The sequence below is a fragment of the Kribbella sp. NPDC050820 genome (genome assembly GCF_040653975.1).
Lineage (GTDB): Bacteria > Actinomycetota > Actinomycetes > Propionibacteriales > Kribbellaceae > Kribbella.
In genome coordinates this window covers 20205-42664 of the sequence record NZ_JBFAHB010000059.1, presented here as the reverse complement: position 1 = coordinate 42664, position 22460 = coordinate 20205, and the positions used below count along the sequence as shown (strand labels likewise).

General features: G+C 69.3%; 24 protein-coding genes. 15 read left to right on the top strand and 9 right to left on the bottom strand.

Annotated elements, in window-relative coordinates:
* The first annotated feature begins 64 nt into the window (after positions 1 to 64).
* Entirely contained in the window at positions 65 to 598 is a 534-nt protein-coding gene (locus AB0H36_RS35620; protein WP_360534133.1) for a DinB family protein, read from the top strand.
* Position 599: 1 nt separating this feature from the next.
* Here the strand turns inward: AB0H36_RS35620 and AB0H36_RS35615 are convergent, their stop codons facing one another.
* Positions 600 to 1967, bottom strand: coding sequence for an FAD-binding oxidoreductase (locus AB0H36_RS35615; protein ID WP_360534130.1), 1368 nt, complete (start codon positions 1965 to 1967; stop codon positions 600 to 602).
* A gap of 105 nt (positions 1968 to 2072) precedes the next feature.
* Here AB0H36_RS35615 and AB0H36_RS35610 point away from each other — a divergent pair, with 105 nt between their 5' ends.
* On the top strand, positions 2073 to 2750 hold the full coding sequence (locus AB0H36_RS35610) for a helix-turn-helix domain-containing protein (protein ID WP_360534127.1): 678 nt from the start codon (positions 2073 to 2075) through the stop codon (positions 2748 to 2750).
* 63 nt (positions 2751 to 2813) lie between these two features.
* Entirely contained in the window at positions 2814 to 3335 is a 522-nt protein-coding gene (locus AB0H36_RS35605; RefSeq protein WP_360534124.1) for a GNAT family N-acetyltransferase, read from the top strand.
* 199 nt (positions 3336 to 3534) lie between these two features.
* Here AB0H36_RS35605 and AB0H36_RS35600 read toward each other — a convergent pair whose 3' ends face one another.
* Positions 3535 to 3894 (bottom strand): YciI family protein, encoded by a 360-nt coding sequence (locus AB0H36_RS35600; RefSeq protein WP_360534121.1) that lies wholly within the window; start codon positions 3892 to 3894, stop codon positions 3535 to 3537.
* A 188-nt stretch (positions 3895 to 4082) separates the two neighbouring features.
* Between AB0H36_RS35600 and AB0H36_RS35595 the strand changes: the two genes are divergently transcribed.
* The 5 genes from AB0H36_RS35595 to AB0H36_RS35575 all read left to right on the top strand — a co-directional run bounded on the left by AB0H36_RS35595 (position 4083) and on the right by AB0H36_RS35575 (position 6810).
* The gene (locus AB0H36_RS35595; RefSeq protein WP_360534118.1) at positions 4083 to 4721 is read left to right on the top strand and encodes a histidine phosphatase family protein; all 639 of its coding nucleotides are present in this window, start codon (positions 4083 to 4085) and stop codon (positions 4719 to 4721) included.
* A 9-nt stretch (positions 4722 to 4730) separates the two neighbouring features.
* Positions 4731 to 5240, top strand: coding sequence for a hypothetical protein (locus tag AB0H36_RS35590; RefSeq protein ID WP_360534115.1), 510 nt, complete (start codon positions 4731 to 4733; stop codon positions 5238 to 5240).
* Positions 5241 to 5307: 67 nt separating this feature from the next.
* Positions 5308 to 5517, top strand: a complete 210-nt coding sequence (locus AB0H36_RS35585) for a (2Fe-2S)-binding protein (RefSeq protein WP_360534112.1) — start codon at positions 5308 to 5310, stop codon at positions 5515 to 5517.
* Positions 5504 to 5992, top strand: a complete 489-nt coding sequence (bfr, locus tag AB0H36_RS35580) for a bacterioferritin (RefSeq protein WP_360534109.1) — start codon at positions 5504 to 5506, stop codon at positions 5990 to 5992. Before AB0H36_RS35585 ends, bfr begins: the two co-directional genes overlap by 14 nt.
* Positions 5993 to 6048: 56 nt before the next feature.
* Positions 6049 to 6810, top strand: a complete 762-nt coding sequence (locus AB0H36_RS35575; protein WP_360534106.1) for a class I SAM-dependent methyltransferase — start codon at positions 6049 to 6051, stop codon at positions 6808 to 6810.
* 51 nt (positions 6811 to 6861) lie between these two features.
* Here the strand turns inward: AB0H36_RS35575 and msrA are convergent, their stop codons facing one another.
* Both msrA and AB0H36_RS35565 read right to left on the bottom strand, forming a co-directional pair.
* Positions 6862 to 7506 carry a peptide-methionine (S)-S-oxide reductase MsrA gene (gene msrA / locus AB0H36_RS35570; RefSeq protein WP_360534103.1) on the bottom strand — a complete coding sequence of 215 codons (645 nt, stop codon included), beginning with the start codon at positions 7504 to 7506 and terminating at the stop codon, positions 6862 to 6864.
* Positions 7507 to 7925: 419 nt separating this feature from the next.
* A complete protein-coding gene (locus AB0H36_RS35565; protein ID WP_360534100.1) occupies positions 7926 to 9365 on the bottom strand; it encodes a PLP-dependent aminotransferase family protein in 1440 nt (479 codons plus the stop codon).
* A gap of 62 nt (positions 9366 to 9427) precedes the next feature.
* On the opposite strand from AB0H36_RS35565, the gene AB0H36_RS35560 reads away from it, so the two are divergent.
* Positions 9428 to 10087: a hypothetical protein gene (locus AB0H36_RS35560; RefSeq protein ID WP_360534097.1), complete on the top strand. Its 660-nt coding sequence runs from the start codon at positions 9428 to 9430 to the stop codon at positions 10085 to 10087.
* Positions 10088 to 10164: 77 nt separating this feature from the next.
* Here the strand turns inward: AB0H36_RS35560 and AB0H36_RS35555 are convergent, their stop codons facing one another.
* The gene (locus AB0H36_RS35555; RefSeq protein ID WP_360534094.1) at positions 10165 to 12324 is read right to left on the bottom strand and encodes an MMPL family transporter; all 2160 of its coding nucleotides are present in this window, start codon (positions 12322 to 12324) and stop codon (positions 10165 to 10167) included.
* 110 nt (positions 12325 to 12434) lie between these two features.
* On the opposite strand from AB0H36_RS35555, the gene AB0H36_RS35550 reads away from it, so the two are divergent.
* From AB0H36_RS35550 to AB0H36_RS35540, 3 genes are all read left to right on the top strand, one after another.
* Positions 12435 to 13022, top strand: a complete 588-nt coding sequence (locus AB0H36_RS35550; protein WP_360534091.1) for a TetR/AcrR family transcriptional regulator — start codon at positions 12435 to 12437, stop codon at positions 13020 to 13022.
* 35 nt (positions 13023 to 13057) lie between these two features.
* Complete coding sequence (locus AB0H36_RS35545; protein ID WP_360534088.1) at positions 13058 to 13357, top strand: DUF1905 domain-containing protein; 300 nt, start codon at positions 13058 to 13060, stop codon at positions 13355 to 13357.
* Positions 13358 to 13452: 95 nt separating this feature from the next.
* Positions 13453 to 14682: an endonuclease/exonuclease/phosphatase family protein gene (locus AB0H36_RS35540; protein ID WP_360534085.1), complete on the top strand. Its 1230-nt coding sequence runs from the start codon at positions 13453 to 13455 to the stop codon at positions 14680 to 14682.
* A gap of 24 nt (positions 14683 to 14706) precedes the next feature.
* Here the strand turns inward: AB0H36_RS35540 and AB0H36_RS35535 are convergent, their stop codons facing one another.
* The 4 genes from AB0H36_RS35535 to AB0H36_RS35520 form a co-directional block, all read right to left on the bottom strand.
* Positions 14707 to 15087 carry a metalloregulator ArsR/SmtB family transcription factor gene (locus AB0H36_RS35535; protein WP_360534082.1) on the bottom strand — a complete coding sequence of 127 codons (381 nt, stop codon included), beginning with the start codon at positions 15085 to 15087 and terminating at the stop codon, positions 14707 to 14709.
* Positions 15077 to 15508: an SRPBCC domain-containing protein gene (locus tag AB0H36_RS35530; RefSeq protein ID WP_360534079.1), complete on the bottom strand. Its 432-nt coding sequence runs from the start codon at positions 15506 to 15508 to the stop codon at positions 15077 to 15079. Before AB0H36_RS35530 ends, AB0H36_RS35535 begins: the two co-directional genes overlap by 11 nt.
* A gap of 906 nt (positions 15509 to 16414) precedes the next feature.
* A complete protein-coding gene (locus AB0H36_RS35525; protein ID WP_360534076.1) occupies positions 16415 to 17881 on the bottom strand; it encodes a hypothetical protein in 1467 nt (488 codons plus the stop codon).
* Positions 17882 to 17889: 8 nt separating this feature from the next.
* Entirely contained in the window at positions 17890 to 18471 is a 582-nt protein-coding gene (locus AB0H36_RS35520; protein ID WP_360534073.1) for a hypothetical protein, read from the bottom strand.
* Between the two features lie 172 nt (positions 18472 to 18643).
* Here AB0H36_RS35520 and AB0H36_RS35515 point away from each other — a divergent pair, with 172 nt between their 5' ends.
* From AB0H36_RS35515 to AB0H36_RS35505, 3 genes are read left to right on the top strand one after another with little or no spacing between them, the layout of a single operon-like run.
* The gene (locus AB0H36_RS35515) at positions 18644 to 19798 is read left to right on the top strand and encodes a cystathionine gamma-synthase (RefSeq protein ID WP_360534070.1); all 1155 of its coding nucleotides are present in this window, start codon (positions 18644 to 18646) and stop codon (positions 19796 to 19798) included.
* 3 nt (positions 19799 to 19801) lie between these two features.
* Positions 19802 to 21163: a glutamate mutase L gene (locus tag AB0H36_RS35510; protein ID WP_360534067.1), complete on the top strand. Its 1362-nt coding sequence runs from the start codon at positions 19802 to 19804 to the stop codon at positions 21161 to 21163.
* 31 nt (positions 21164 to 21194) lie between these two features.
* Positions 21195 to 22451 (top strand): AI-2E family transporter, encoded by a 1257-nt coding sequence (locus AB0H36_RS35505; RefSeq protein ID WP_360534064.1) that lies wholly within the window; start codon positions 21195 to 21197, stop codon positions 22449 to 22451.
* The last annotated feature ends 9 nt before the right edge of the window (positions 22452 to 22460 follow it).

Sequence of the window (22460 nt, the reverse complement as noted above, 5' to 3'; positions counted from 1 at the left end):
GTCGAGTCTCGGATTGATCGAGTAGCGGACATGAACTGGCCGCCAACTCTTCTAGGCTCGAAGCATGACAGCGAACGAGCAGCAGAGTGTGACCGGTGAGCGGGCCGATCTTCTGGACTTCCTCGGGAAGCACCGGTACTTCCTGCGGTACACCGCCGAAGGCCTGTCCGACGAGCAGGCGAACACCCGCAGCACCGTCAGCGCGCTGACGGTCGGCGGCCTGATCAAGCACGTCACCGCGGTCGAGCGGAAGTGGGCCGAGTTCGCCCAGGGCGGCGGTGGCGACGAGGTGCCCGCGGAGATCGAGTTCACCCCTGAGGTGATCGCCGAGTGGGAGAACCAGTTCCGCCTCACCGAGGGCGAGACGCTGGCCGACGTACTGGCCGAGTACGAGAAGGTCGCGGCCGCGACCGAGGACCTCGTCCGCACCCTCGACCTGGACACCGCCTACGAGCTCCCCGCCGCCCCCTGGCAACCCCCGGGCGTCTTCTGGTCCGTCCGCCGCGTCTTCCTGCACATCGCCGCCGAGACCGCCCAGCACTCCGGCCACGCCGACATCATCCGCGAGTCCATCGACGGCCAGAAAACCATGGGCTGACTCAGGCAGGGCGGATGTTCCGGTTGTGGTGGAACACGTTGTCGGGGTCGTACTTGGACTTGATGTCGGCGAGTCGCCGGTAGGTGTGGTCGCCGTACGCCTCCCGGGTGCGGGTGGTGTCGTCGGCGTCGAGGAAGTTGACGTAGACGCCGGCGGCTCGGTGCGGTTGGACGGCTTGGAGGAATCGTCGTGCCCACGCGGGCTCGGCGACGGCGTGCTCGCCGGCTTCGTCGGGCCGCCAGACCGCTTCGACGACGATGTTGTGGGGCGTGGTCCGATTCGCGTAGGCAGTGGCGTCCGCGGGGACTCGGGCGACAGCTCCGCCCAGGTGGAACATCGCGGCGTACGACCGGGGCGAGCCGGCGGCGTAGGCGTGGTCGGCGATGACGGCGATGGTGTCGTCGGACAGGCCGGCGAGGTTCGTGGCCTTCCAGTAGTAGTGCCAGCCGTGGGGGACGGTGTCGTCGATGGCTCGCTGATGGGCGACGTACGGCGTCGGTCCGACCAGATCCACGAGTGGCTGCCCGAACCGTCGGAGGCTCCGCACCACGCGCTCACCATCGTCCACGGCGCCGGCGTACGAGCAGGCGACGGCGACGGCCGGTCGCCAGTGCAGGTGCTCGTGGACGGCCGGCCACGGCGGGATGGTGCCGAGCCGGATCACGCTGCCGAGCTCGTCCGGCGCTTCCGCGATGAAGTCGCGGTAGAAGCGCAGTACCTCGGCGGTGTCCTCGGCAGCCCAGAACACGGGACCGGCGAGGATGTCCGGACCGAGGCGGTGCAGTGCGAACTGGAACGACGTGACGATGCCGAAGTTGCCGCCACCGCCGCGCAGCGCCCAGAACAGATCGGGGTGTTCGTCCGCGGACGCCTGTACGACGCTGCCGTCGGCGTCGACCACCTCAGCAGCCAGCAGGTTGTCGACGACGAGCCCGTACTTGCGCATGAGCCAGCCGATACCGCCGCCGAGGGTGAGCCCGGCGACGCCGGTGTGGCTCACGATGCCGCCGGTGGTGGCCAAGCCATGGGCCTGCGTTGCATGGTCGACGTCGCTCCACAGGGCGCCGCCTTGCACCCGGACGGTGCGACCGGCCGGGTCGACCGACACAGCCCGCATCGCCGAGAGGTCGATCACGATCCCGTCGTCGCACACCGCCGTACCGGCGACGTTGTGGCCGCCGCCGCGTACGGCGATCTCCAGATCGTGGTCGCGGGCGAAACGGACCGCCGCGACCACGTCGGCGGTGTCGACGCAGCAAGCGATCAGCCGTGGGCGCCTGTCGACGGCGCCGTTCCACACGGCTCGGGCGGTGTCGTAGCCGGCCTGGTCAGCGGTGATCAGCCGGCCTTGGAAACCTTGGATCTTCATCGCGGGACCTCCTCGCTGTCAGCCCCATCGCATCGCCGTTGGCGCGAGCGGTGAAGTCAAGAATCTGTACTTCACACTCGAAGGACGCAGCCAGACACTGGCGGTGTGAGGACATACGGCCAGTACTGCCCCATCGCGCGCGGCGCGGAGATCTTCGCCGAGCGCTGGACGCCGCTGATCATCCGCAACCTGCATCTGGGCTGCGGAAGCTTCAGCGAGATCCTGGAGGGCGCGCCCGGGCTCTCGCGCACGCTGCTCTCGCAGCGACTCAAGCAGCTCGAACGGTTCGGCATCGTCCGGTCGGAACTCAAGTCCGACCGGCGTGGGCACCACTACGAGCTCACGCCCGCGGGGGAGGACCTCTTCAAGGTCTGCATGTCGCTCGGCGAGTGGGGTGCCGCCTGGCTCGAGATCGCCCCCGAGCACCTGGATCCCTTCGTGGCGCTGTGGTCGATGTGCAACCTGCTCCGCCTGGACCGGCTCCCGGACCGGCGCGTCGTGATCCGCTTCGACTTCACCGGCGGGCCGCGTCCGGAGCGGTACTGGCTGCTGGTCGAGCGCGGCGAGACCGAGATCTGCAAGACGTATCCGGGTCTCGACGAGGACCTCTACGTCACGGCGGAGGCCGAAGCCTTCGTCAAGTGGCACGCCGGCCGGGTCAGCTGGGCCGAAGCCGTTCGCGACCGCCGCATCCAGTTGCACGGTCCTTCCTGGCTCGTACGAGCGTTCCCGACCTGGAACGCCCGCAGCGCGTTTGCTCACATCAAGCCGACGGCAGCGTGAAAACCCGGTGACCTGTCGTAGTCGGGGGAGCTAGCCTGCGGACGGTTGGATTGGAGGGCCTGCGTGGGCTACGCGATCAGGGCGTTGCGGGACGACGACCCGGAAGTGATCTCGGGGGCGATGGCTGCGATCGGGTGGGACAAGCCGGTATCGCAGTACGAGAAGTACTTGGCCGAGCAGCGGGACGGGGTGCGGGACGTCTTGGTGGCGACGGTCGACGAGGAGTACGCCGGATACGTCACGGTCCGGTGGGAGTCGCCGTACCAGCCCTTCCACGGGATCCCCGAGATCCAGGACTTCAACGTGCTGCCGAAGTTCCGCCGGCGCGGGATCGGCAGTGGCCTGATGGACACGGCCGAGGCGCTCGTCGCCGAGCGGTCCGACGTGGTCGCGATCGGCGTCGGTCTGTACGCCGACTACGGCACGGCCCAACGGATGTACGTCCGCCGCGGCTACATCCCCGACGGCCGCGGCATCCTCTACAACCTGCAACAGGTCCCACCGGGCGAGATGGTCCGCAACGACGACGACGCGATCCTCATGTTCAGCAAATCCCTCACCCCGGCTGGCAAGCTTCGCCCGTGATGGAAGACGCCCGCTGACCCCGACCGGCACCGACCTCCGGGTACTTCGGTGAGACCTTCGGCCGCCCGTTCCAGGAGCACCTGCCCTGCTGGGACGACGACGCCGAACCCAACGCCAACATGCCCGACCAAGACCCCGACTGGTGGCGATCCCTTCACGCCCGCGTCGAGCAGGCCGCCCGGGCAGCCACCAGTTGAGTTCAGCTTGGTGTGCCCCAGTCGGTCCGGCGGAACGGGAAGAACTCGCGGACGTCCTGGGCGCAACGGCAGGCGACCGCGACCTTTGCGGCCCACTCCAACGCGTCGTCGAGGGTGGGTACGTCGATGACGAAGACGCCGCCGATGAGCTCCTTGCTCTCCGGGTACGGTCCGTCGGTGATCATCCCGTCGATGTCCACGCGCGCGTGCTTCTGGCGGTAGTCCACCCCACCGGTGAAGACGAACACACCAGCGTCCTTGGCTGCCTGAACCACCGCATGCGCCTCCTCGGCCACCTGCGGGAGTTCCTCCTCCGTGACGTCCATCGCTCCGTCTTCGAACGAGATCAAGTACTGCGTCATCCCACCACTCCTTGTCCGGGCAGCCTCCGCCGGCCACCCTCACCCCCACAACGATCCCCCGACCCCAGATCCGACAACTCCCCGCAGAAATTCTCCCGGCGACCTCCGCCGCCACGCTACCGCGGTCTCGAACCGGGGGAGAACGGCCGGCGTCCACCACACGATGGACGAATCGGACGGAGCATCGAATGACCGGCTCAGCCACCCGCTACCTCTACCTCGCCCGACACGCCGAGGCCCTGCCGGACGGGAGCGGCTTGACCGAGCGCGGCCGTCGCCAGGCGGTCCTCCTCGGCCAGCGACTACAAGATGTCTCCTTCTCCACCATCCATCACGGCCCGCTTCCACGAGCAGCCCAGACAGCACGCTTGGTCCACGACCAACTGCATACGGCAGCCCGCTTGGAGGTCTCAGAGGCTGCCGGAGACTACGTCCCCCACGTGCCGACGAAGGACGAGCTACCAGCGGACTCGGCTGACTATCTGCTCAGCTTCGTCCACCAGTCCACAGCCGAAGAACTCGAACGCGGACCCGAGCTAGGCCGCTTGGCACTAGAGCGCTTCACGGGGCCGGTGGACAGCAAGAACGAACAGCACGAACTGCTGGTGACCCACAACTTCCTGATTGCCTGGCTCGTCCGGCACGCCATGGACGCGCCCGAGTGGCGCTGGCTCACCCTCACGCACTGCAACGCCGCCCTGACCGTCCTCCGCTACACGCCTGGCCGCCCGTCCTCAATCCTCACGTACAACGACATGCGACACCTGCCCCCCGATTGCCACTTCCTGCAAGGATTTGCGGCTTCCCAGTGGTGCAGGTCTTCGTAGGATCGCGGTATGGCCGATCCCGAGCGTGTGACCCGGTCGGCGTTGGCCGGGCATATCAAGCCGATCTCGCGGCCCCGGCGGCTGCCGATTCTGCCGCGCAGGGTCTGGTCGGACGAGGATTGGCAGCGGATCCAGCTCGGCTACGCGTCCCAGGACATGGATGAGAAGTGGAACGTCTTCGCCGAGGGTGACGTCGTGTTCGTGCACCGGAGCTGGACTGGCCTGTGCGTCTATGAAGCGACCTTCAGGCCGGTAGGCGGTGGCTGGCAGATCTCCAAGGCGGTGGTGCCGCGAAAGCGTTCCGGTGCGATCAGGCGACTGCTGTCCGGGCGCTCCCGCGGTGACAACGAGTTCAAGTGCGTGATGCTGGAGTTGGTCCTCAGCGCGATCGTCCTCGGCGAACCGGCCCAAGAGCTCCGAGCGAAACTCGTGAAGCTGATGCGAGCGCGATCGCGTGAAGCGAACCTTTCCGCGGGACTCATCGAACACAGCCTCCTCGGCCTCCGCTCGGCCACCTAGCGGCCGAAGGTGTCTCGTGTTGAGACGGCTGTGCGTGAGTGCGGGGCGGTTAGGGTAGCCTCACCTCATGATCGTCTGCCACTGCGAGGTCGTCAGCGACCGCGACGTCCGCGAGAGTATCGACCGCGGCGCGCGTACGGTCGCGCAGGTGTGCGGGGCGACCGGGGCAGGGCGGAACTGTGGCGGCTGTGTCTTCTCGGTGAAGCGGTTGTTGTGCGAGCATGGGAGGTCGGTCTCGTCAGCCCCGTTCACGGAGGTGGCAGGTGCAACCGGTTAGCCCACGGGTCGTCGTACTGCTCAATGAGGCACTGACGCTCGAGTTGACGGTCATCAACGGGTACTTCCTGGAAGCCAGGATGCTCGAGAACTGGGGATTCAGCCGGCTGGGCAAGGTCTTCTACGACCTGTCCATCGACGAGATGAAGGACGCGGACGCGCTGATCAACCGCATCCTGCTCTTCGACGGTCACCCGAACCTGCAGAAGCTCGGCGCCGTCACCGTCGGTGAGGACGCCCAGGAGATGCTCCGGCTGGGGCTCGAGAGTGAGCATGCCGCGGTGGCGCAGTTCAACGCGTCCGCGAAGGAGTGCCACGACCTCGGCGACCACGGCACGGCCGCCGTCTTCGAGGAGATGGTCCGCGACGAGGAGAAGCACGTCGACTGGTTCGAGTCCCACCTCGACGCGATCGAACGCGTCGGCGTCCAGCAGTACCTCGCCCAGCAGATCGACCCGGGCCGGTCTCCCGACTGAACGTCCCGTCCCGGTAATGATGAGCGCCGGGACGTGGAAGGTGCCAGGATGCGGGCATGGTTGTGCGCGCACTGAGCTTCGGGACGGTAGCGGAGGCGTACGAGCGGTTCCGGCCTGGGTATCCCAAGGAACTTTTCGATCTGGTGCTGGCGTACGCCGGTGGGCCGATCCGGACCGCCCTCGAGGTCGGCGCAGGGACAGGCAAGGCAACGCGGCTGTTCGCGCAGGGAGGGATCGCGGTCACGGCGACAGACCCTGATGCGGCCATGCTTGCGGAGCTGCGCAAACACCTCCCTGCGACCGTCACCACCGTGCAATCCGCGTTCGAGGACCTGCCGCTGGATTCGTCGTACGAGCTGGTGTACTCGGCCGCCGCGCTCCATTGGACGAATCCTGAAGGCCGCTGGGACCGCATGGCCGCACTCGTCCGACCGGGCGGTGTGTTCGCTTCGTTCGGTGCACCGATCCAGCTGGCCGACCCGGCCCTCAAGGAGGCCGTACGCGCGGCCCGTGCGCCGTACCTCGAGGACGACGGCGTCCCGTCGCCCGACGGCACACCCGCGGATCGCCCGATGCAGTGGCCCGGCACGGAGCTCCAGCAGTCCGAATGGTTCACCGATGTTCGGCAGTCGGTGATCGACAGGCGCCTGACGATGAGTGCCGACGACTACATCGGGCAACTCTCGACGGTCTCGGCGTACGTGATGCTTCAGCCCGCCGACCGAGACCAGGTCTTCCACCGAATCCTCCAGGTCCTCCCCGAAACTGTGGAACTCAACGCCGAGATCCACGCCCACCTCGCCCGCCGCTGCTACTAGCACATGAGTCGCGGGCCCCACCAATGGTGGGGCCCTCGCTTGTCAGAAGACTCAGGCGTCAGCCGGGAACGGGACGCCGGTGTTGCTGTGGCACCGGTAGCCGTTCGGCACCTTGTGCAAGTACTGCTGGTGGTAGGCCTCGGCGTAGTAGAAGGTGGTGGCGGGGGCGATCTCGGTGGTGATGTCGCCGTAGCCGAGGGGCTTGATGACCGGGGCGTAGAGGTCACGGGTGCGCTCGGCCTCGGCGCGCTGGGCGTCGGTGGTGTAGTAGATGGCCGAGCGGTACTGGGAGCCCAGGTCGTTGCCCTGGCGCATGCCCTGGGTCGGGTCGTGGGTCTCCCAGAAGACCTTCAGCAGGTCGGTGAAGGTGGTCTTGGTGGGGTCGTAGACGATCCGGACCGCCTCGGTGTGGCCGGTGCCGCCGGTGCAGACCTCCTCGTACGACGGGTTGGGCGTGTACCCACCCGCGTAGCCGACCGCGGTCGTGTAGACCCCGGGCTGCTGCCAGAAGATCTCCTCGGTGCCCCAGAAACACCCGGTGCCGAACCAGACCTCCTCGAACCCCTCGGGTGCGGCGGCGGTCTGCGGCGTACCGAGAACAATGTTCTCGTCCGGCACGGCGAATCCGGGCGAAGGCCGGCCCGGCAGTGCGGCCTCGGGCTCGACCAGAGCAGTGTTGCGCTTGAAGAACGACATCTCACGCCTCTCGCAGAATGACTCTCATAGTCTCCCAACGCCCCCTCTCAGGCGAACCTTCCCCCGACGCATTACGGGAAGCGAACGTGGTGCATCTCGACAGGAGGTGTCCGGCGATCGAGCCGGATCTGCGGCGCGGGTCGGCGGGTGGTAGCGGGCAGTGGGCGTATACGTCCTGTCGATCTGTACCCGGCCGGCCTGCGGGTTGAGCGGGTTCAGGCGGTTTAGCGGGTGGGGGAGGTGGTGCCGGGTGGGCCCCGCCCGCTCTGCTCATGAGGTCGGCGGCGCGGCGGCCCGCGCTGCAGGCCCCACGGCTCACCGGGGCCATCGGAACTGATCGGGTCACCGTCTGACCCCTGAGGCAGTTGCAGCAGGCGCGTGCACGCGACGTCGGAGCGGGCGGAGCAGGGCGCGTGGGGTCAGGCGATCATGGCGGCGGGTTGGCGGGTGGGGGAGGTGGTGGTGAGGCTGGCGTAGGAGGCGGCCAGGTGGCGGACGCCGTTGTGGAGGGACTCGGGGTCCAACGTGAACGGGAGGCGGATGAAGGACTCCAGACCGCCGTCCGGGGAGAAGCGAGACCCGGCGACCAGCAGTACGCCGTTCCGTTGCGCCACCCCCACCAGCGACGAGCCGACCGGCTCCGGCAGCTCGCACCACAGTGACAACCCGCCCGCCGGCACCTGGAAGCGCCACGACGGCAAGTACGACGTCAACGCCGCAGCCAGGGCGTCCCGGCGAAGCGCGATGTCGGCCCGGCGTTCGGGCAGGATCGTCGACCGCTGTCGCAGCAACTCCGCGACGACCAGTTGGTCGAGCACCGGAGCACCCAGATCCATCGACGCCTTCGCGTCGAGAACCCGCGCAATCAGCGCCTCCGGCACCCGCATCCACCCGATCCGCAGGCCGCCCCAGAACGACTTGCTCACCGACCCGACCGTGATCACCCCGACCGGGTCGTACGACGCGAACGGCGGCGGCATCTCCTGTCCGTCCAAGGAAAGCTCGAACAGCGTCTCGTCCACGATCGCCGTCGTCCGGGCCCGCGCGAATGCGGTCGCCAGCCGCTGCCGGTCGGCCGCGGACATCGACCATCCGGTGGGGTTCTGGAAGTCGACCACCATCCACGCGGCCCGCGGCGCAGTCTGACGAATCGTCGCCTCCAGCAAGGGCAGGTCCCAGCCGCCGGGACTCATCGGCACCGCCACCACCCGGCACCCGCTGCGCCGGATCGCGTCGACGGAGTTCGGGTGCGTCGGGCTCTCGGTCAGCACTCGGTCGCCGATCTGGGTGATCGCGCGGACCGCGATCGAGGTCGCCGCCAGCGCGCCGCCGGTGATGATGATCTGGTCGGTCGTGGTCGGCAGCCCGCGTTCCTCGTACGCCGCCGCGATCTCCGCCCGCAGCTCCGGCAACCCCTGCGGGTGATACCCCGGCGTCGCCAGGTGTGCCGGCAGATCCGCGGCGGCCGACGCCACCGCCGTACTGATCCCCGGTACGGCGCTGGGCGCAGCGCACGTGAAGTCGTAGAGCCCGTCCGTGTCGATCCCCGGAGCGTGGTGCCGGCCGAGCTCCGGCTCGACCCGGGACGGGAGAGCGGTCACGCTGCCCGAGCCGCGGCGCGAGAGCAGGTACCCACTGTCGCGCAGCTCGCGGTACGCCGACGCGACCGTCGTACGGCTGACCCCTAGCGCCTCCGTCAGCTCACGCTCGCTCGGCAGCCGGGACCCGGGCATGATCCGCCCGTCCGCGATCAGCAGCCGGAGCCGCTCGGCCAGCAGCCGGTACGCCGGACCGGACCCGTCGGCCCACGCATCGAGCAGGCCGGAGAGGGTGCTGGCCGGGAGATATTGCCCCTTCATGCAGTCCACTATTGCGCAATTGGCTATCGAACACCAGGCCAGTTGCTCGCAAACTGAAGAACGTGACCGCCACTTCCGATGCCCCGCCACGCCAGCTCGCCGCGCTGAACCCGATCCAGCAGCTGAAGGCAGGCCACCTTCCCCGCCGTCTGGTCCAGCTGTACGTCGGCCTGACGCTGTACGGCTTCTCGATGGGCCTGATGATCCAGGGCAACCTCGGACTCGACCCGTGGGACGTGCTGCACTCGGGCATCACCAAACACCTGCCGCTCAGCTTCGGCGCCGTCGTGATCGCGATGAGCTTCGTGGTCCTGCTGGCCTGGATCCCGCTGCGGCAGTGGCCGGGGCTCGGCACGATCAGCAACGCGATCGTGATCGGCCTGGTCACCGACCTGACGCTGGCCACGGTCGACCGCCCGGACGAGCTCTGGGTCAAGATCGTGTTCATGCTCGCGGGCGTCGTGGTCAACGCGCTCGCCGGCGCGCTCTACATCGGCGCCCAGTTCGGTCCCGGTCCGCGCGACGGCCTGATGACCGGCCTGGTACGGCGTACCGGCCTCAGCGTCCGCCTGGTCCGGACCACGATCGAGGTGTCCGTGCTCGCGGTCGGCTTCCTGCTCGGCGGCGTGGTCGGCGTCGGCACCGTGGTCTACGCGCTGTCGATCGGCCCGCTGGTCCACTTCCTGCTGCCGATCTTCACCGTCCGGCTCAAGACCCCCTGAGACACCAGCGTGCCCCGGACCCATCGAGTCCGGGGCACGCCGCCGCAGGACCCCTCAGCCTGCGAAACCAGAGGGGATCAGCCGATCGGCTCCAGCTCCCGATCCTGCACGGCGTCGGCGTGCGGCTTGATCCGCCGCGGCCACCAGGCCTTGTGGCCGAGCAGCGCGGTGACGCTCGGGACCAGGAAGATCGACATCAGGAACGCCGAGATCACGATGCCGGCCGCGACCGAGAAGCCCATCTCGGTGAGCAGTGCCATACCGGCCAGCATCAGCGACGAGAACGTGCCGGCCAGGATCAGTCCGGCCGCCGCCACCGACGGGCCACCATGCTCGATCGCCAGGTCCGCTGCCTCCCGTGGCGACGTGCCCTGCTCGGCCTCCTCCCGCAATCGCGCGATCATCAGGATGTTGTAGTCGGTGCCGATGGCAACGACGAACAGGTACAGCATGATCGGGAGCGAGAACGTCACGCCCGCGTGCCCGGCCGCGCCCTGGAACACCAGCACCGTCGCGCCGATCGAGCTGAAGAAGCTCAGCACCACCGCGATCATCAGGACGAGCGGCGCCAGCAGCGACCGCAGCAGCAGCGCCAGGATGATCGCGATCAGCCCACCGGCGACCGGGAAGATCACTGAGAGGTCCCGGCTGTTCGCGTCCCGGATGTCGGTGTAGCTCGCGGTGACCCCGCCGAGCAAGGTCGTCGTACCGTCCGGCGCCTCGGCGTGCGCGACGTCGCGGAGCTTCCCGTCGACCAGGTCGAGCGACGACCTCGCGTACGGCGGATCGCTCAGCACAACGTTGATCTGGGCAACCGTCTTGTCCGGGTTGAGCAGCGCCAGACTGCCGTCCGCGCCGGCCGGGAGCACGGCTCCGACACCTTCCACCTTGGCGAGCTTCCCGGCGTACGTCGTGAGCTCGGCCGGGTCGAGCGGCGTACCGTCGGTGCTGCGCACGTAGACCGTGGTCGGGTTGAGCGCGCCGGCCGGGAAGCCGGCCTGCAGGTCCTTGATCGCGCGGGCGGACTCGGTGCCGTCGGGCAGCTGGCTGAACGCGTCGTAGTCGACCTTCATCCCCAGCGCGCCGAGCGCGAGCGCGACCATCAGGCCGCCGGACACTGTGGCCACGACGGCCGGGCGGCGGGCGGTGAACCGGCCGAACCGCTTGAACATCGCGCCCTTCGGCGTCTTCTGCCACGACTTCGACGGCCAGAACACCTTCGGGCCGAGCAGCGACACCACCGCCGGGATCAGTGTGATCGCGGCGAACGCCATCACCGCCACCGCGATGGCCAGCCCTGGGCCGAGGCTCTTGAACCCGCCGAAGACGGCCAGCAGGAGGGCGCTGAACGCGACGATGATCGCGCCCGCCGCCGAAACGATTACCTCGGCGACCCGGGCGGTCGCGTTGACCAGGGCCTCCTTCGACGGCTCGCCGGCGCGGAGGCGCTCGCGGTAGCGGAACAGCAGGAACAGGATGTAGTCCGTCCCGACGCCGTACAGCACGACGGTGAGGATGGTCTGCAGGTCCTGCGTCACCTGCAGGTCGAAGGCCTTCGCGGCGAGCGCGATCAGCCCGGGCGCGATCGAGGCGACCAGGCCGACTGTGAGGATCGGCAGGAACGCGGCGACCGGGCTGCGGTAGATGAGCAGCAGCAGGCCGATGATCAGGACGACGGTCGCGATGCCGACCACCACGAACGCGTTCTCGAAGGCGTCCTGGTTGTCGAGGAACAACGCCGCGTCGCCGGTCACGCCGTACTCGAGATCGCTGCCGGTCAGCGTGGACCCGGTCACGTCGCGGACCTTCTGGACCGCGTCCAGCACGGCCTGGTCGTCCGGCAGGCCCTTGAGGCCGACGCTGACGATCTGGACCTGCTTGTTCGGCGAGACCGCCTGCGGGCCGGTGATCGCGCCGGTGACGCGGTCGATCTTCGCCGCGGTGATCTTCGTCGCGAGCTCGGTGACCTTGGCCTGGTCGGTTGCGGTCAGCTCACCGCCGGCGCCGCGCTTGACCACGATGCTCGCGGTCGCGTCGTTGGTCTGCCCGAACGCGTCGGCGGCCAGCTTCTGCGCCTGCACCGACTCGTACTTGTCAGGCAGGAAGGCCGCCTGGTCCTTGTTCGTCACGTCGGCGAGCGTCGGCGCGAAGGCGACCACGGCCACGGCCGCGATCACCCAGGCGGCGATCACCTTCCACGGGTTGTGGACGACGAATCGTCCGAGTTTGGTGAACACCCCGAACCCCTCCTGAGGGTCTGTCTACCTGCCGGTCGGTTGGTAGACTACCTGCCGGTCGGTAGGTGCGTGAAGCTGCCCGGCCCGAGGATCAGTGAGAGGGTGGTCACGTGCAGCACGCGACGAATCCCCGCGAGCGGGTGCGGGACACCAAGACCGAGATCCACCAGGCGGCGGTGCAGCTGTTCTCGACCCAGGGATACGAGAAGACGAGCCTGCGCGAGATCGCCGAGCAGGTCGGCATCACCAAGGCGTCGCTGTACTACCACTACTCGTCGAAGCAGGAGCTGCTCCGGGCGATCGTCGGGACGTTTCTGGACGACATCTCGCGGGTGCTGAGCCTGGTCGAGGAGGTGCCGTGGTCACCCGAGTCCGAGCGCGAGCTGCTCGGCGCGTACGTCGACGTCGTGATCGCGCACCGCTCGACCGGACCCACGCTGCTGCGGGACATCGCCGCCGTACTGGCCGCGTTCGGGGACGACCTGGACAAGCTGATCGCGCAGAGCCGGCGCTTCCAGCTGTGGCTGGCCGGTCCGGACCCGACCCCCGCCGACCGCCTCCGCGCCGCCGCCGCGGTCGAGACCGTCGGCGCCGCCATGTCCGTCGAGCTCGACCTCGGCGTCACCGACGCCGAGATCCGCGCCGTCCTCATCGACGCCGCCACCGCGATCCTGGCCCGCCGCGGGACGCCCGCGTAGTCCACCTTGTCGGTGGCCGGCGCTACGGTCGGCCGGTGAGCAGCTTCCAGTTCTCGGCGCCGTTGTGGCAGTACCCGGGGGAGAGCGGCTGGCACTTCATCTCCGTGCCGCCGGAGATCAGCGACGACATCGCCCACCTGACGGCTGCGAGCCGGCACGGCTTCGGCTCGGTCCGCGTGATCGCGACCATCGGCTCGACCACCTGGCAGACGTCGGTCTTCCCGGACAGCAAGTCCGGGACGTACCTCCTGCCGGTCAAGAAGCCCGTGCGCATCGCCGAGCACCTCAGCCCCGGCGCCGACGTCGAAACCCGGTTGAAGCTGGCCGAGTTGTAGCCGCCGGGCGCTCAGGAGAGTTCACTTGGCGTTCAGATGGGGTGGACGCTGCGGTGGTTAGCGTTTGGGGCATTCGGTCTGAGTGGAGGGGTGTCATGCGGAGGACGCGCAGATTGCTGGTCGCGCTTGGAGTGCTTCTAGGTGCCGGTACGGCGGGGGTGGTGCCGGCGGATGCCGGCGGCGGACACGAGTCGGTGCGGTTCGCGACGTACAACGCGAGCCTGAACCGGGCTGCGGCCGGCCAACTGGTCGCTGATCTCAGCACCCCGAACAACGCGCAGGCGAAGGCTGTCGCCGAGGTGATCCAGCGGACCCGGCCCGACGTACTGCTGATCAACGAGTTCGACTTCGTGCCGAACCAGCAGGCGGCCAACCTGTTCCGGACCAACTACCTGGAGATCGGGCAGACCGGCGCGCAGCCGATCCGGTACCCGTACGTGTACGTCGCGCCGTCGAACACCGGGATCCCGAGCGGGTTCGACCTGAACAACGACGGCCAGATCGCGGGCGGCGACGACGCGTTCGGGTTCGGTGCGTTCGAGGGCCAGTTCGGCATGGTCGTGTACTCGCGCTACCCGATCGACACCCGGCACGTGCGGACCTTCCAGCTGTTCAGGTGGAAGGACATGCCGGGCGCGCTGCTGCCGGACGACCCGGCGACGACGGCGCCGGCCGACTGGTACTCGCCCGCGGAGCTCGACGTCTTCCGGCTGTCCAGCAAGTCGCACTGGGACCTGCCGATCAAGATCGGAAACCGCACCGTGCACTTCCTCGTCTCGCACCCGACGCCGCCGACCTTCGACGGCGCCGAGGACCGCAACGGCCGGCGGAACCACGACGAGATCCGGTTCTGGGCCGACTACGTGCAGCCCGGCAAGCGGTCGTCGTACATCTACGACGACAAGGGCCGGTACGGCGGGCTGCGGCCGGGGAGCGCGTTCGTCATCGCGGGCGACCAGAACAGCGACCCGGTCGACGGCGACTCGGTGCCGGGTTCGATCCAGCAGCTGATCGAGCACCCGCGGATCATCGACCCGCTGCCGTCCTCGGCCGGCGCGGCGGAGGCCGCCGTACTGCAGGGTGGGGCGAACCTGACGCACAACGGCGACCCGAAGTACGACACCGCCGACTTCAACGACAACCCGGCGCCGGGGAACCTGCGGGCGGACTACGTGCTGCCGTCGCGGCAGTTGCGGCCGGTGGGCGCGGGCGTGTTCTGGCCGGTGCAGGCGGATCCGCTGTTCCGGCTGACCGGGGTCTTCCCGTTCCCGACCAGCGACCACCGGCTGGTCTGGGTCGACGTACGTACTCCGGGTCGGCACTGAGGACCCAGGCCGGGTCGACCTGGGTCAGCGCTCCAGGTGATCCTTCAGTGCGTCGAGGCGGGAGTCCCAGTCGCGGGCCATCGCGGCCAGGAACTGCTGGGCGACCTGCATCGGCGCCGAGTGCAGGCGGAACCGCACCCGCCTGCGCTCACCGTGCTCCGCGATCACCAGGCCGGCGTCGGACAGCAACGTCAGATGCTTGGCGATCGCCTGCCGGGTGATCGGCAGGCGATTCGCCAGATCCGTAGCCGTCGCCGGACCACCCGAGGCCAGCGCGGCCAGGATGCTGCGCCGGCTCGGGTCGCCCAGCGCCACGAACACCTGCTCGGCCACCCCCTCCATGTCGGCTCGGCTCAGGCCGCCGGATGGAGGGGTCGGCTCGGGGTGCTGACTGTCAGGCTGCATCGAGGTATTCGATCAGCTCGTCGATCTCGGACGCCCACCCCTGGGTGTTCGCCTCGAACGCCTTGCGGTACTCGTCCTCCGGGAGCTGCGCGAACCCGGTCTCGACGACGGTGAGCCGGGTGCCGGCGCCTACAGGCTCGAGCGTGAACTCGACATACGTACGGCGCGGGTCCTCCGCCGGCAGCCCGTAGATGTGCCAGGTGAACCCGAACGTGGTCGGCTCCTCGACCCGCTCGATCCGCATCTCGGCCTGATCACCACTGGTCCACGACATCTGCGCCGACCCACCCGGCCGCAGGTCGATCGTCGCCTGCTGCCCGAACCACGTCCCCAGCCCCTCCGCCGTAGTCAGCGCCGCCCACACCTTCGCCGGCGGATGCCCAATCTCCACAGTCCGCTCAATCCGATCCGGAAACCCCATCACAACCTCCAATAGCAACCACTAGGTTGCTACAAACTTATAGCAACCCCCCGGTTGCGTCAACCCCTACACTCCAATCCCACCCCAACCTTGCCCCAACCCCACCCCACCCCGGCCCGCCTCGGCGCCGCCGCTGCCGAGGGCGGTGATGCGCCTGGCGTGACAGTCCCCGCGCAGCGGAGAGTGCGCCCGACTGCCCGCGCCCAGAGGTGGGTGCCCCCAACCGCATGCGCGCAGGCACAGGCCCTGGGGTTGCCCACCGAGCTCGGGGGTTGCCCACCGAGAATTTCAGGGGGCAACCCCCGAGGCGAGTGGATATCCCCCGAACTGGGAGCGAGTTGGCAGCGGGGGAGCCGAGCCGGCAGCAGGTGGCAACGGTTTGGGCGAAGGGTCCCCGAGGTTGCCCGCTGACTTCGGGGTTGCCCACCGAGCCTGGGGGTTGCTCACCGGGAATTTCAGAGGGCAACCCCCGAGCTGAGTGGATAACCCCGGCCGGGGGCGAACTTGCAGCGGGAGTGGACACGGGGCTGGCCGCGGGGTGGCAGCGGAGGTGGGCCGGCGGGGCGGGCCGTGGGCTGACTGCAGGGTCGGCCGCGGGGTGGCAGGAGAGGGGGAGGCCGACCGCGTGTGCGCAGGCACGGGCCATGGGGTTGCCCACCGAGCTTGGGGGTTACCCACTGGGAATTTCAGGGGGCAACCCCCGAGCTGAGTGGATATCCCCGGCCGGGGGCGAACTTGCAGCGGGAGTGGGCACGGGGCTGGCCGCGGGGTGGCAGTGGGGGTGGGCCGTGGGGCGGGCCGTGGGTTGGCCGCATGGGCGGCCGCGGGTGGCAGGGGTTGGCCACGGGGTGGCGGTGACGTGCGCCGGGGCGTTGGGGTGGCCGAAGGGGTGGGTGGTTGGTGGGGTCAGCGTTCTTGGGTGGGGTTGCGGGGGGAGTGGCCTTGGGTGCGGTGGTGTTCTTGGCCGGCGGGGCGTTCGCCGGTGCCGGAGGACTGTTCTTCGGTGGTCAGTCTTGGTTCGGGTCGGCCGGAGAAGGCTACGTGGGCGGCCAGGCTTACGTCGCCCTTGAGGTCGGCTTGGTTCTGGGGGGATGCGCCGGAGGTCTGGAACTCGGCGGGGGCCTGCCAGTTCTGGTTTGCCGCGGCGGCCTCTTCCTGGGTGGGCGCTTGCTGCGAGGGGGCGGGCTGCTGCTGTTCGCTCGGCTCGGAGAGGTTGCGCACCAGTTGGGTGGGTGGGCCTTGCTCCGGGTCGTGCTGCAGTCCGTCGGTTGCCAGCTGTGGGTCGGCCTGCTGGGCTGCGGGTTGCTGGAGCGGGACGGGTTGGTTGATGCCGTTCCCGAAGCCCCTGTCGACCCACGCTCCTCGCCGGCTAGGAGTCTGCCCGTCAACCCCCTGCCCCGAAGCCACCACCTGCTGCCCCTGAGGCTGCTGGGCCTGCGGCTGTTGCGCCTGCGGCTGCTGGGCCTGCGGCTGCTGGGCCTGCGGCTGCGCCTGGGGTTGTTGGGCTTGGGGCTGCTGGGCCTGCGGCTGCTGGGCCTGGGGCTGTTGTGCCTGCGGCTGCTGGGCTTGGGGTTGCTGGGCCTGCGGCTGTTGGGCCTGGGGTTGTTGCGCCTGCGGTTGCTGGGCTTGGGGTTGCTGGGCCTGGGGCTGTTGGGCGCCGTGTTGTTGGGTGTGGGCGGCTTGGTTGGCTAGTTGGGTTTGTAGGGACTGGATGGCGACCTGCATTTGCAGGGATTCCAGTTGGAGGCGGGTTTGTTCGTGTTGGAGGCGGGCGAGCTCGACCTGTTGCTGCGCCTGCTGCAGCGGGTCGAGGTCAGGTTGTTGTTGCTGCTGCTGCTGTTGCTGCTGCGCGCCGGGCGGAGCTGTGCCGGGGATGCCCTCGGGGCGGATGACTTCTCGGATGCGGTCCGTCGCCATGTCGGCCAGGTCCGCGGCGGTGAAGCGGCGCTGGCCGGCGTGCTGGCGGACGTTGGCGTCCATGTTCTTGACGTCCTTCGCCGCCTGCGTGAGAGCGCCCTTCAGCGCCTTCGTCCCGCGGCGCCGGTCGAACCAGCGCGAGATCCGGTTCCTCCGCCCCGGACCCGCAGCCTGGATGCGGTCGGAGATGGTCTGCTGGATCGCCGCAGACCGGTCCTGCCCCCGCTGGCCGCCGAACGAAGCCGCATAGTGGCTCTCGACCAGCTCCTGCAACTGCGACTGCGTCAGCCGCGCGCGCCCGATCTGCTCACGGAGCGCAGGGTTCGTCCGAGCGGCCGTGTTGGCGGCCAGCGCGAGCCCGGCCTTCATCTGCTTGGTGCCGCGCCGGGTGTCGCGCCAGCGGGAGATGTTGTTCGACGTACGACGGAGCCGGGACTCGGGGGCAGGCGTGGTCATCGGCTCTCCTAGTCGATGTAGACCGCGTAGTTGACCCCGACAGACGTCGTCAGCGGGTCCTTGCTGGGCTTGTTGCTGTACAGATGCAGCTGCGCCCCCGGCCGCAACCACACCGCCAGGTGCCGCCGGCCGCTCCCCGCGCCGGGCTCCCACTCGTCCGCGAACGTCGGGCTGTCGTCGGAGCCGACGTAGTCCGGCGGTCCCCAGTGCCGGGTCGCGAGCGCGAGGTGCTCCGGCCAGTGCGCGTCCAGACCGGACTCGGCCGCCGCGATGTCGTCCGGGCCGATCTCGTACCCCGACCAGCCGCTGTCCGGGCAGTCGGAGAAGACCAGGCCGTCGAACACGATCATCGTCGTACCCCGAGGTGTGGTGAAGCCCCACGAGACCATCTCGTCGGCGATCACCTCGCCCGGCTGCAGCGGCCACGGCTGCCAGGGTGTGTGCCTCATCACGCGGTTCACGAGCGCGCGGACGACCTGCGGGCCGGAGTCGTCGTTGTCCGGACCGGCGATGACGGTCCAGTCCCGAATCTCGGCGAGGTCCGCCATCGCCAGGTCGTCCTGGTCGAGCGGCCTGGCTTGTGTCTTCATCCGGCGCGGTCGTCCTTCCCGTTCCACGTGTTGACCAGGGCAATCACTGACCGCAACGGTAGAGCCCGGCACGGGTCAGTCGCCAGCGGGTTCGACGCGGCTGTGGACAACCTGGATCCATCGCTTGGACGGCGGGCGCGAGCATTACCAGACCAGGCCGTACGCTGGTCCGGTGAACACGAAACACCACTACGGCTTCGAGACGCTCGCCATCCACGCCGGGAACGAGCCCGACCCCACCACCGGTGCGGTGGTTCCGCCGATCTACGCGACCAGCACCTACAAGCAGGACGGCGTCGGCGGGCTGCGCAACGGCTACGAGTACTCCCGGTCGGCGAACCCGACCCGGACCGCGCTCGAGGAGTGTCTGGCCGCGATCGAGGGCGGCAACCGCGGGTTCGCGTTCGCCAGCGGCCTCGCCGCCGAGGACACCCTGATCCGCTCGCTCTGCGTGCCGGGTGACCACGTGGTGTTCCCCGACGACGCGTACGGCGGCACGTTCCGCCTGTTCGCCCGCGTCCTCGGCACCTGGGGTGTCGAGATGACGCCGGCCGCGGTCACCCACCCGGAGGCGATCCGCGCCGCGATCCGCCCGGGCAAGACCAAGGTCGTCTGGCTGGAGACCCCGACCAACCCGCTGCTGAACGTCGCCGACATCGCCATCGTGGCGCAGATCGCGCACGACGCGGGCGCGCTGCTGGTCGTCGACAACACGTTCGCCTCGCCGTACCTGCAGCAGCCGCTGGAGCTCGGCGCGGACGTGGTCGTGCACTCGACCACGAAGTACATGGGCGGCCACTCCGACGTCGTCGGCGGCGCGCTGATCGTCCGCGACACCGACCTCGCCGACAAGATCGCCTTCCACCAGAACGCGATCGGCGCGGTCGCCGGCCCGTTCGACTCCTGGCTGGTGCTGCGCGGGATCAAGACCCTCGGTGTCCGGATGGACCGGCACAGCGACAACGCCGAGCGTGTCGTCGAGTTCCTGCAGCGGCACCAGTCCGTCACCCAGGTGCTGTACCCGGGGATCGACGGCCACCCTGGTCACGAAACCGCCGCCAAGCAGATGAAGCGGTACGGCGGCATCGTGTCGTTCCGCGTCTCCGGCGGCGAGCAGCAAGCGATCGACATCTGCAACAAGGCGGAGGTCTTCACGCTGGGCGAGTCGCTCGGCGGCGTGGAGTCGCTGATCGAGCACCCGGGCAAGATGACGCACGCCTCGGTCGCCGGTACGCCGCTCGAGGTGCCGGCCGACCTGATCCGGCTGAGCGTCGGCATCGAGACGATCGACGACCTCCTCCAGGACCTCGACCGCGCGATGTCCTGATCGATGGGCCTTCTGGTCGCGGTCGACTTCGGGTCGACGTACACGAAGGCGATCGCGGTGGACTCCGGCTCGGGTGACCTGGTCGCCCGAGCCGAGCACCGCACCACGATCGGCACCGACGTGATGGACGGCTGGCACGCCTGCCGGGCCGTGCTCGAGGACGTCGATCGTGGGGTCGCCAAGGCTGAGGTGCTGGCCTGCTCCAGCGCCGGCGGCGGTCTCCGGATCGGTGTCGTGGGCAACGAGGAGCTCGTCACCGCGGAGGCCGGCCGCCGGGTCGCGCTGTCCAGCGGCGGGCGAGTGGTTGCCGTGGTCAACGGTGGGCTCACCGCGATGTCGCTCAAGGCGTTGCGCAAGGACCGGCCGGACGTCGTACTGCTGCTGGGCGGTACGGACGGCGGCAACTCGGCCGTCCTGCTGAAGGCGGCCGAGACGCTGGCGAAGTACCGCTGGCGCCGACCGGTCGTTGTCGCCGGCAACGTCGACGCCCAGCCGGAGGTCGCCGGGATCCTCGCCGACGTGCCGCACGTCCTGGCGGACAACGTGGTGCCGGAGATCGGCGTGTTCGCGCCGGACGGGGCGCGAGCGGCGATCCGGGAGATGTTCCTGAAGCACGTGATCGGCGGCAAGAACCTCTCCAAGGACCCGGGTTTCGCGCGGATGGTCCGTGCCGCCACGCCCGACGTCGTACTGCGGGGAGTCGAAGTGCTGGCCGGGTTGCACGGCGACGTGGCGGTCGTGGACATCGGCGGCGCGACCACCGACGTGCACTCGGTGATCGAGCTCGACCCGGAGGACGCGAACCTCGGACGCGAGGTGGTCGCGACGCACCCGGTCACGCGCACCGTCGAGGGCGACCTCGGCATGCGCTGGAGCGCGGTCCCGGTGGTGGCCGCCGGCGTCGAAGCCGGCCTCGTCCAGGACGACGGCCTCCGGGCCGCCGCGATCCGCCGGCACGACGACCCGTCGTACCTGCCGGACTCCCGGACCGAGACGTCGTACGACGAGACACTCGCGCGGATCGCGGCCACGGTCGCGATCAGGCGGCACGCGGGCCGGCAGCGGATCGTGTTCGGGCCGGGCGGACGGGTGATCGAGCGGTCCGGGAAGGACCTGCGCGAGGTGGACCTGCTGGTCGGATCCGGGGGAGTACTGCGGCACAACGGCCCGGAGGTGGCCGAGCGGATCCTCGGCTCCGTGGCGGTGAACGCGCAGGCGGAGGGCTGGCTGGTCCCGGAGCGCGCGGCGATCGCCGTCGACCAGGACTACGTGCTGGCCGGCGTCGGCCTCCTCGCCGACCTCGAACCCCAGGCCGCCAAGGGCCTGGCAGCCCGCATTCATGGAACGGTCCGCACCGGGCACTAGTCTCAGCAGCACGGCGAGCTGCGGAGGTGTGATGAGCGAGGCGGGGCGGGACGACGAGACCGGCGTACCTCAGGCCGAGGTTCCTGAGTTGGGCAGTGACAAGCCGAGTCCGGTGGCGGACAACGACGTGCTGGAGTCGGCGAGCACGGAGGATCACCTAGTGGCCTCGTCGAGTGGCGGGCGGGTGGACACCGGGGTGACGCCGGCGATGCAGATCGCCTCTGCATGGTCCTGGCGGTTCCTGGTGATCGTGGCCGCGGTGCTCGTGGTCGGGTACGGGATGCGCTACCTGTCCGAGGTGGTGGTTCCGGTCACGGTCGGCGTGCTGCTCACCGCGCTACTGGTGCCGGTGACGGACGGCCTGCAGCGGTTGAGGATCCCGCGCGGCCCGTCGGCCGGAATCACCGTGCTCGCCACCATCATCGTGGTGGCCGGTCTGCTCACCTTGGTCGGCACGCAGATCGCCAGCCAGTTCGAGAGCCTGTCGACGCAGGTCGGCGAAGGTGTGCAGAAGCTGCGTGACCTGCTCCGGATCAACTTCGGCCTCGACGACCAGGACATCACCAGCGCGTTCAACACGGTCCGGGACGAGATCACCTCCGGTGGCGCGCTCGGCCAGCGCGCGGCCGAGGTCGGGACCACCGCGACGCATGTGTTCGCGGGCCTGTTCATCGCGCTGTTCTGCCTGTTCTTCTTCCTCTACCAGGGCGACCAGATCTGGGCCTGGCTGATCCGGCTGTTCCCGCGGCAGGCGCGGCAGAAGGCCGACTCGTCCGGCCGGAAGGCGTGGGTGTCGCTGACCGCGTTCGTCCGGGCCACCGTCGTCGTCGCGGCCGCCGACGCGATCGGGATCTCGCTGGGCGCGGCGATCCTCGGCCTGCCGCTGGTCAGCGCGATCGGGATCCTGGTCTTCGTCGGCGCGTTCATCCCGGTGGTCGGCGCGCTGATCAGCGGCAGCGTCGCCGTCCTGGTCGCGTTGGTTGCCAAGGGCCCGATCGTCGCGATCATCATGCTCGCGGTGGTGATCGGCGTCCAGCAGCTGGAGGCGCACGTGCTGCAGCCGTTCCTGCTCGGCCGCGCGGTCGCCGTGCACCCGCTGGCCATCATCCTGGCGATCGCGACCGGTGTCGTCGTCGCCGGGATCGTCGGCGCGCTGATCGCCGTACCGACGGCCGCGGTCCTCAATGCTGTCGTCAACCACCTGGCCGGCAACGACGTCGACCCCGAACCACCCCGCCGCCAGCTACCCCGGCGCAGACAGCCGTCCCCCGAAGTGGTCGACGGCTAGCCCCAGGTA

What these genes read in the sequence shown, in the direction of transcription:
- AB0H36_RS35520 (WP_360534073.1), bottom strand. Translation starts at nt 18,471, where the DNA reads ATGAAGACACAAGCCAGGCCGCTCGACCAGGACGACCTGGCGATGGCG.
- AB0H36_RS35575 (WP_360534106.1), top strand. Translation starts at nt 6,049, where the DNA reads ATGGTTGTGCGCGCACTGAGCTTCGGGACGGTAGCGGAGGCGTACGAG.
- AB0H36_RS35595 (WP_360534118.1), top strand. Translation starts at nt 4,083, where the DNA reads ATGACCGGCTCAGCCACCCGCTACCTCTACCTCGCCCGACACGCCGAG.
- AB0H36_RS35590 (WP_360534115.1), top strand. Translation starts at nt 4,731, where the DNA reads ATGGCCGATCCCGAGCGTGTGACCCGGTCGGCGTTGGCCGGGCATATC.
- AB0H36_RS35620 (WP_360534133.1), top strand. Translation starts at nt 65, where the DNA reads ATGACAGCGAACGAGCAGCAGAGTGTGACCGGTGAGCGGGCCGATCTT.
- AB0H36_RS35510 (WP_360534067.1), top strand. Translation starts at nt 19,802, where the DNA reads ATGGGCCTTCTGGTCGCGGTCGACTTCGGGTCGACGTACACGAAGGCG.
- AB0H36_RS35530 (WP_360534079.1), bottom strand. Translation starts at nt 15,508, where the DNA reads ATGGGGTTTCCGGATCGGATTGAGCGGACTGTGGAGATTGGGCATCCG.
- AB0H36_RS35525 (WP_360534076.1), bottom strand. Translation starts at nt 17,881, where the DNA reads ATGACCACGCCTGCCCCCGAGTCCCGGCTCCGTCGTACGTCGAACAAC.
- AB0H36_RS35505 (WP_360534064.1), top strand. Translation starts at nt 21,195, where the DNA reads ATGAGCGAGGCGGGGCGGGACGACGAGACCGGCGTACCTCAGGCCGAG.
- AB0H36_RS35565 (WP_360534100.1), bottom strand. Translation starts at nt 9,365, where the DNA reads ATGAAGGGGCAATATCTCCCGGCCAGCACCCTCTCCGGCCTGCTCGAT.
- AB0H36_RS35615 (WP_360534130.1), bottom strand. Translation starts at nt 1,967, where the DNA reads ATGAAGATCCAAGGTTTCCAAGGCCGGCTGATCACCGCTGACCAGGCC.
- AB0H36_RS35540 (WP_360534085.1), top strand. Translation starts at nt 13,453, where the DNA reads ATGCGGAGGACGCGCAGATTGCTGGTCGCGCTTGGAGTGCTTCTAGGT.
- AB0H36_RS35600 (WP_360534121.1), bottom strand. Translation starts at nt 3,894, where the DNA reads ATGACGCAGTACTTGATCTCGTTCGAAGACGGAGCGATGGACGTCACG.
- msrA (WP_360534103.1), bottom strand. Translation starts at nt 7,506, where the DNA reads ATGTCGTTCTTCAAGCGCAACACTGCTCTGGTCGAGCCCGAGGCCGCA.
- AB0H36_RS35535 (WP_360534082.1), bottom strand. Translation starts at nt 15,087, where the DNA reads ATGCAGCCTGACAGTCAGCACCCCGAGCCGACCCCTCCATCCGGCGGC.
- AB0H36_RS35585 (WP_360534112.1), top strand. Translation starts at nt 5,308, where the DNA reads ATGATCGTCTGCCACTGCGAGGTCGTCAGCGACCGCGACGTCCGCGAG.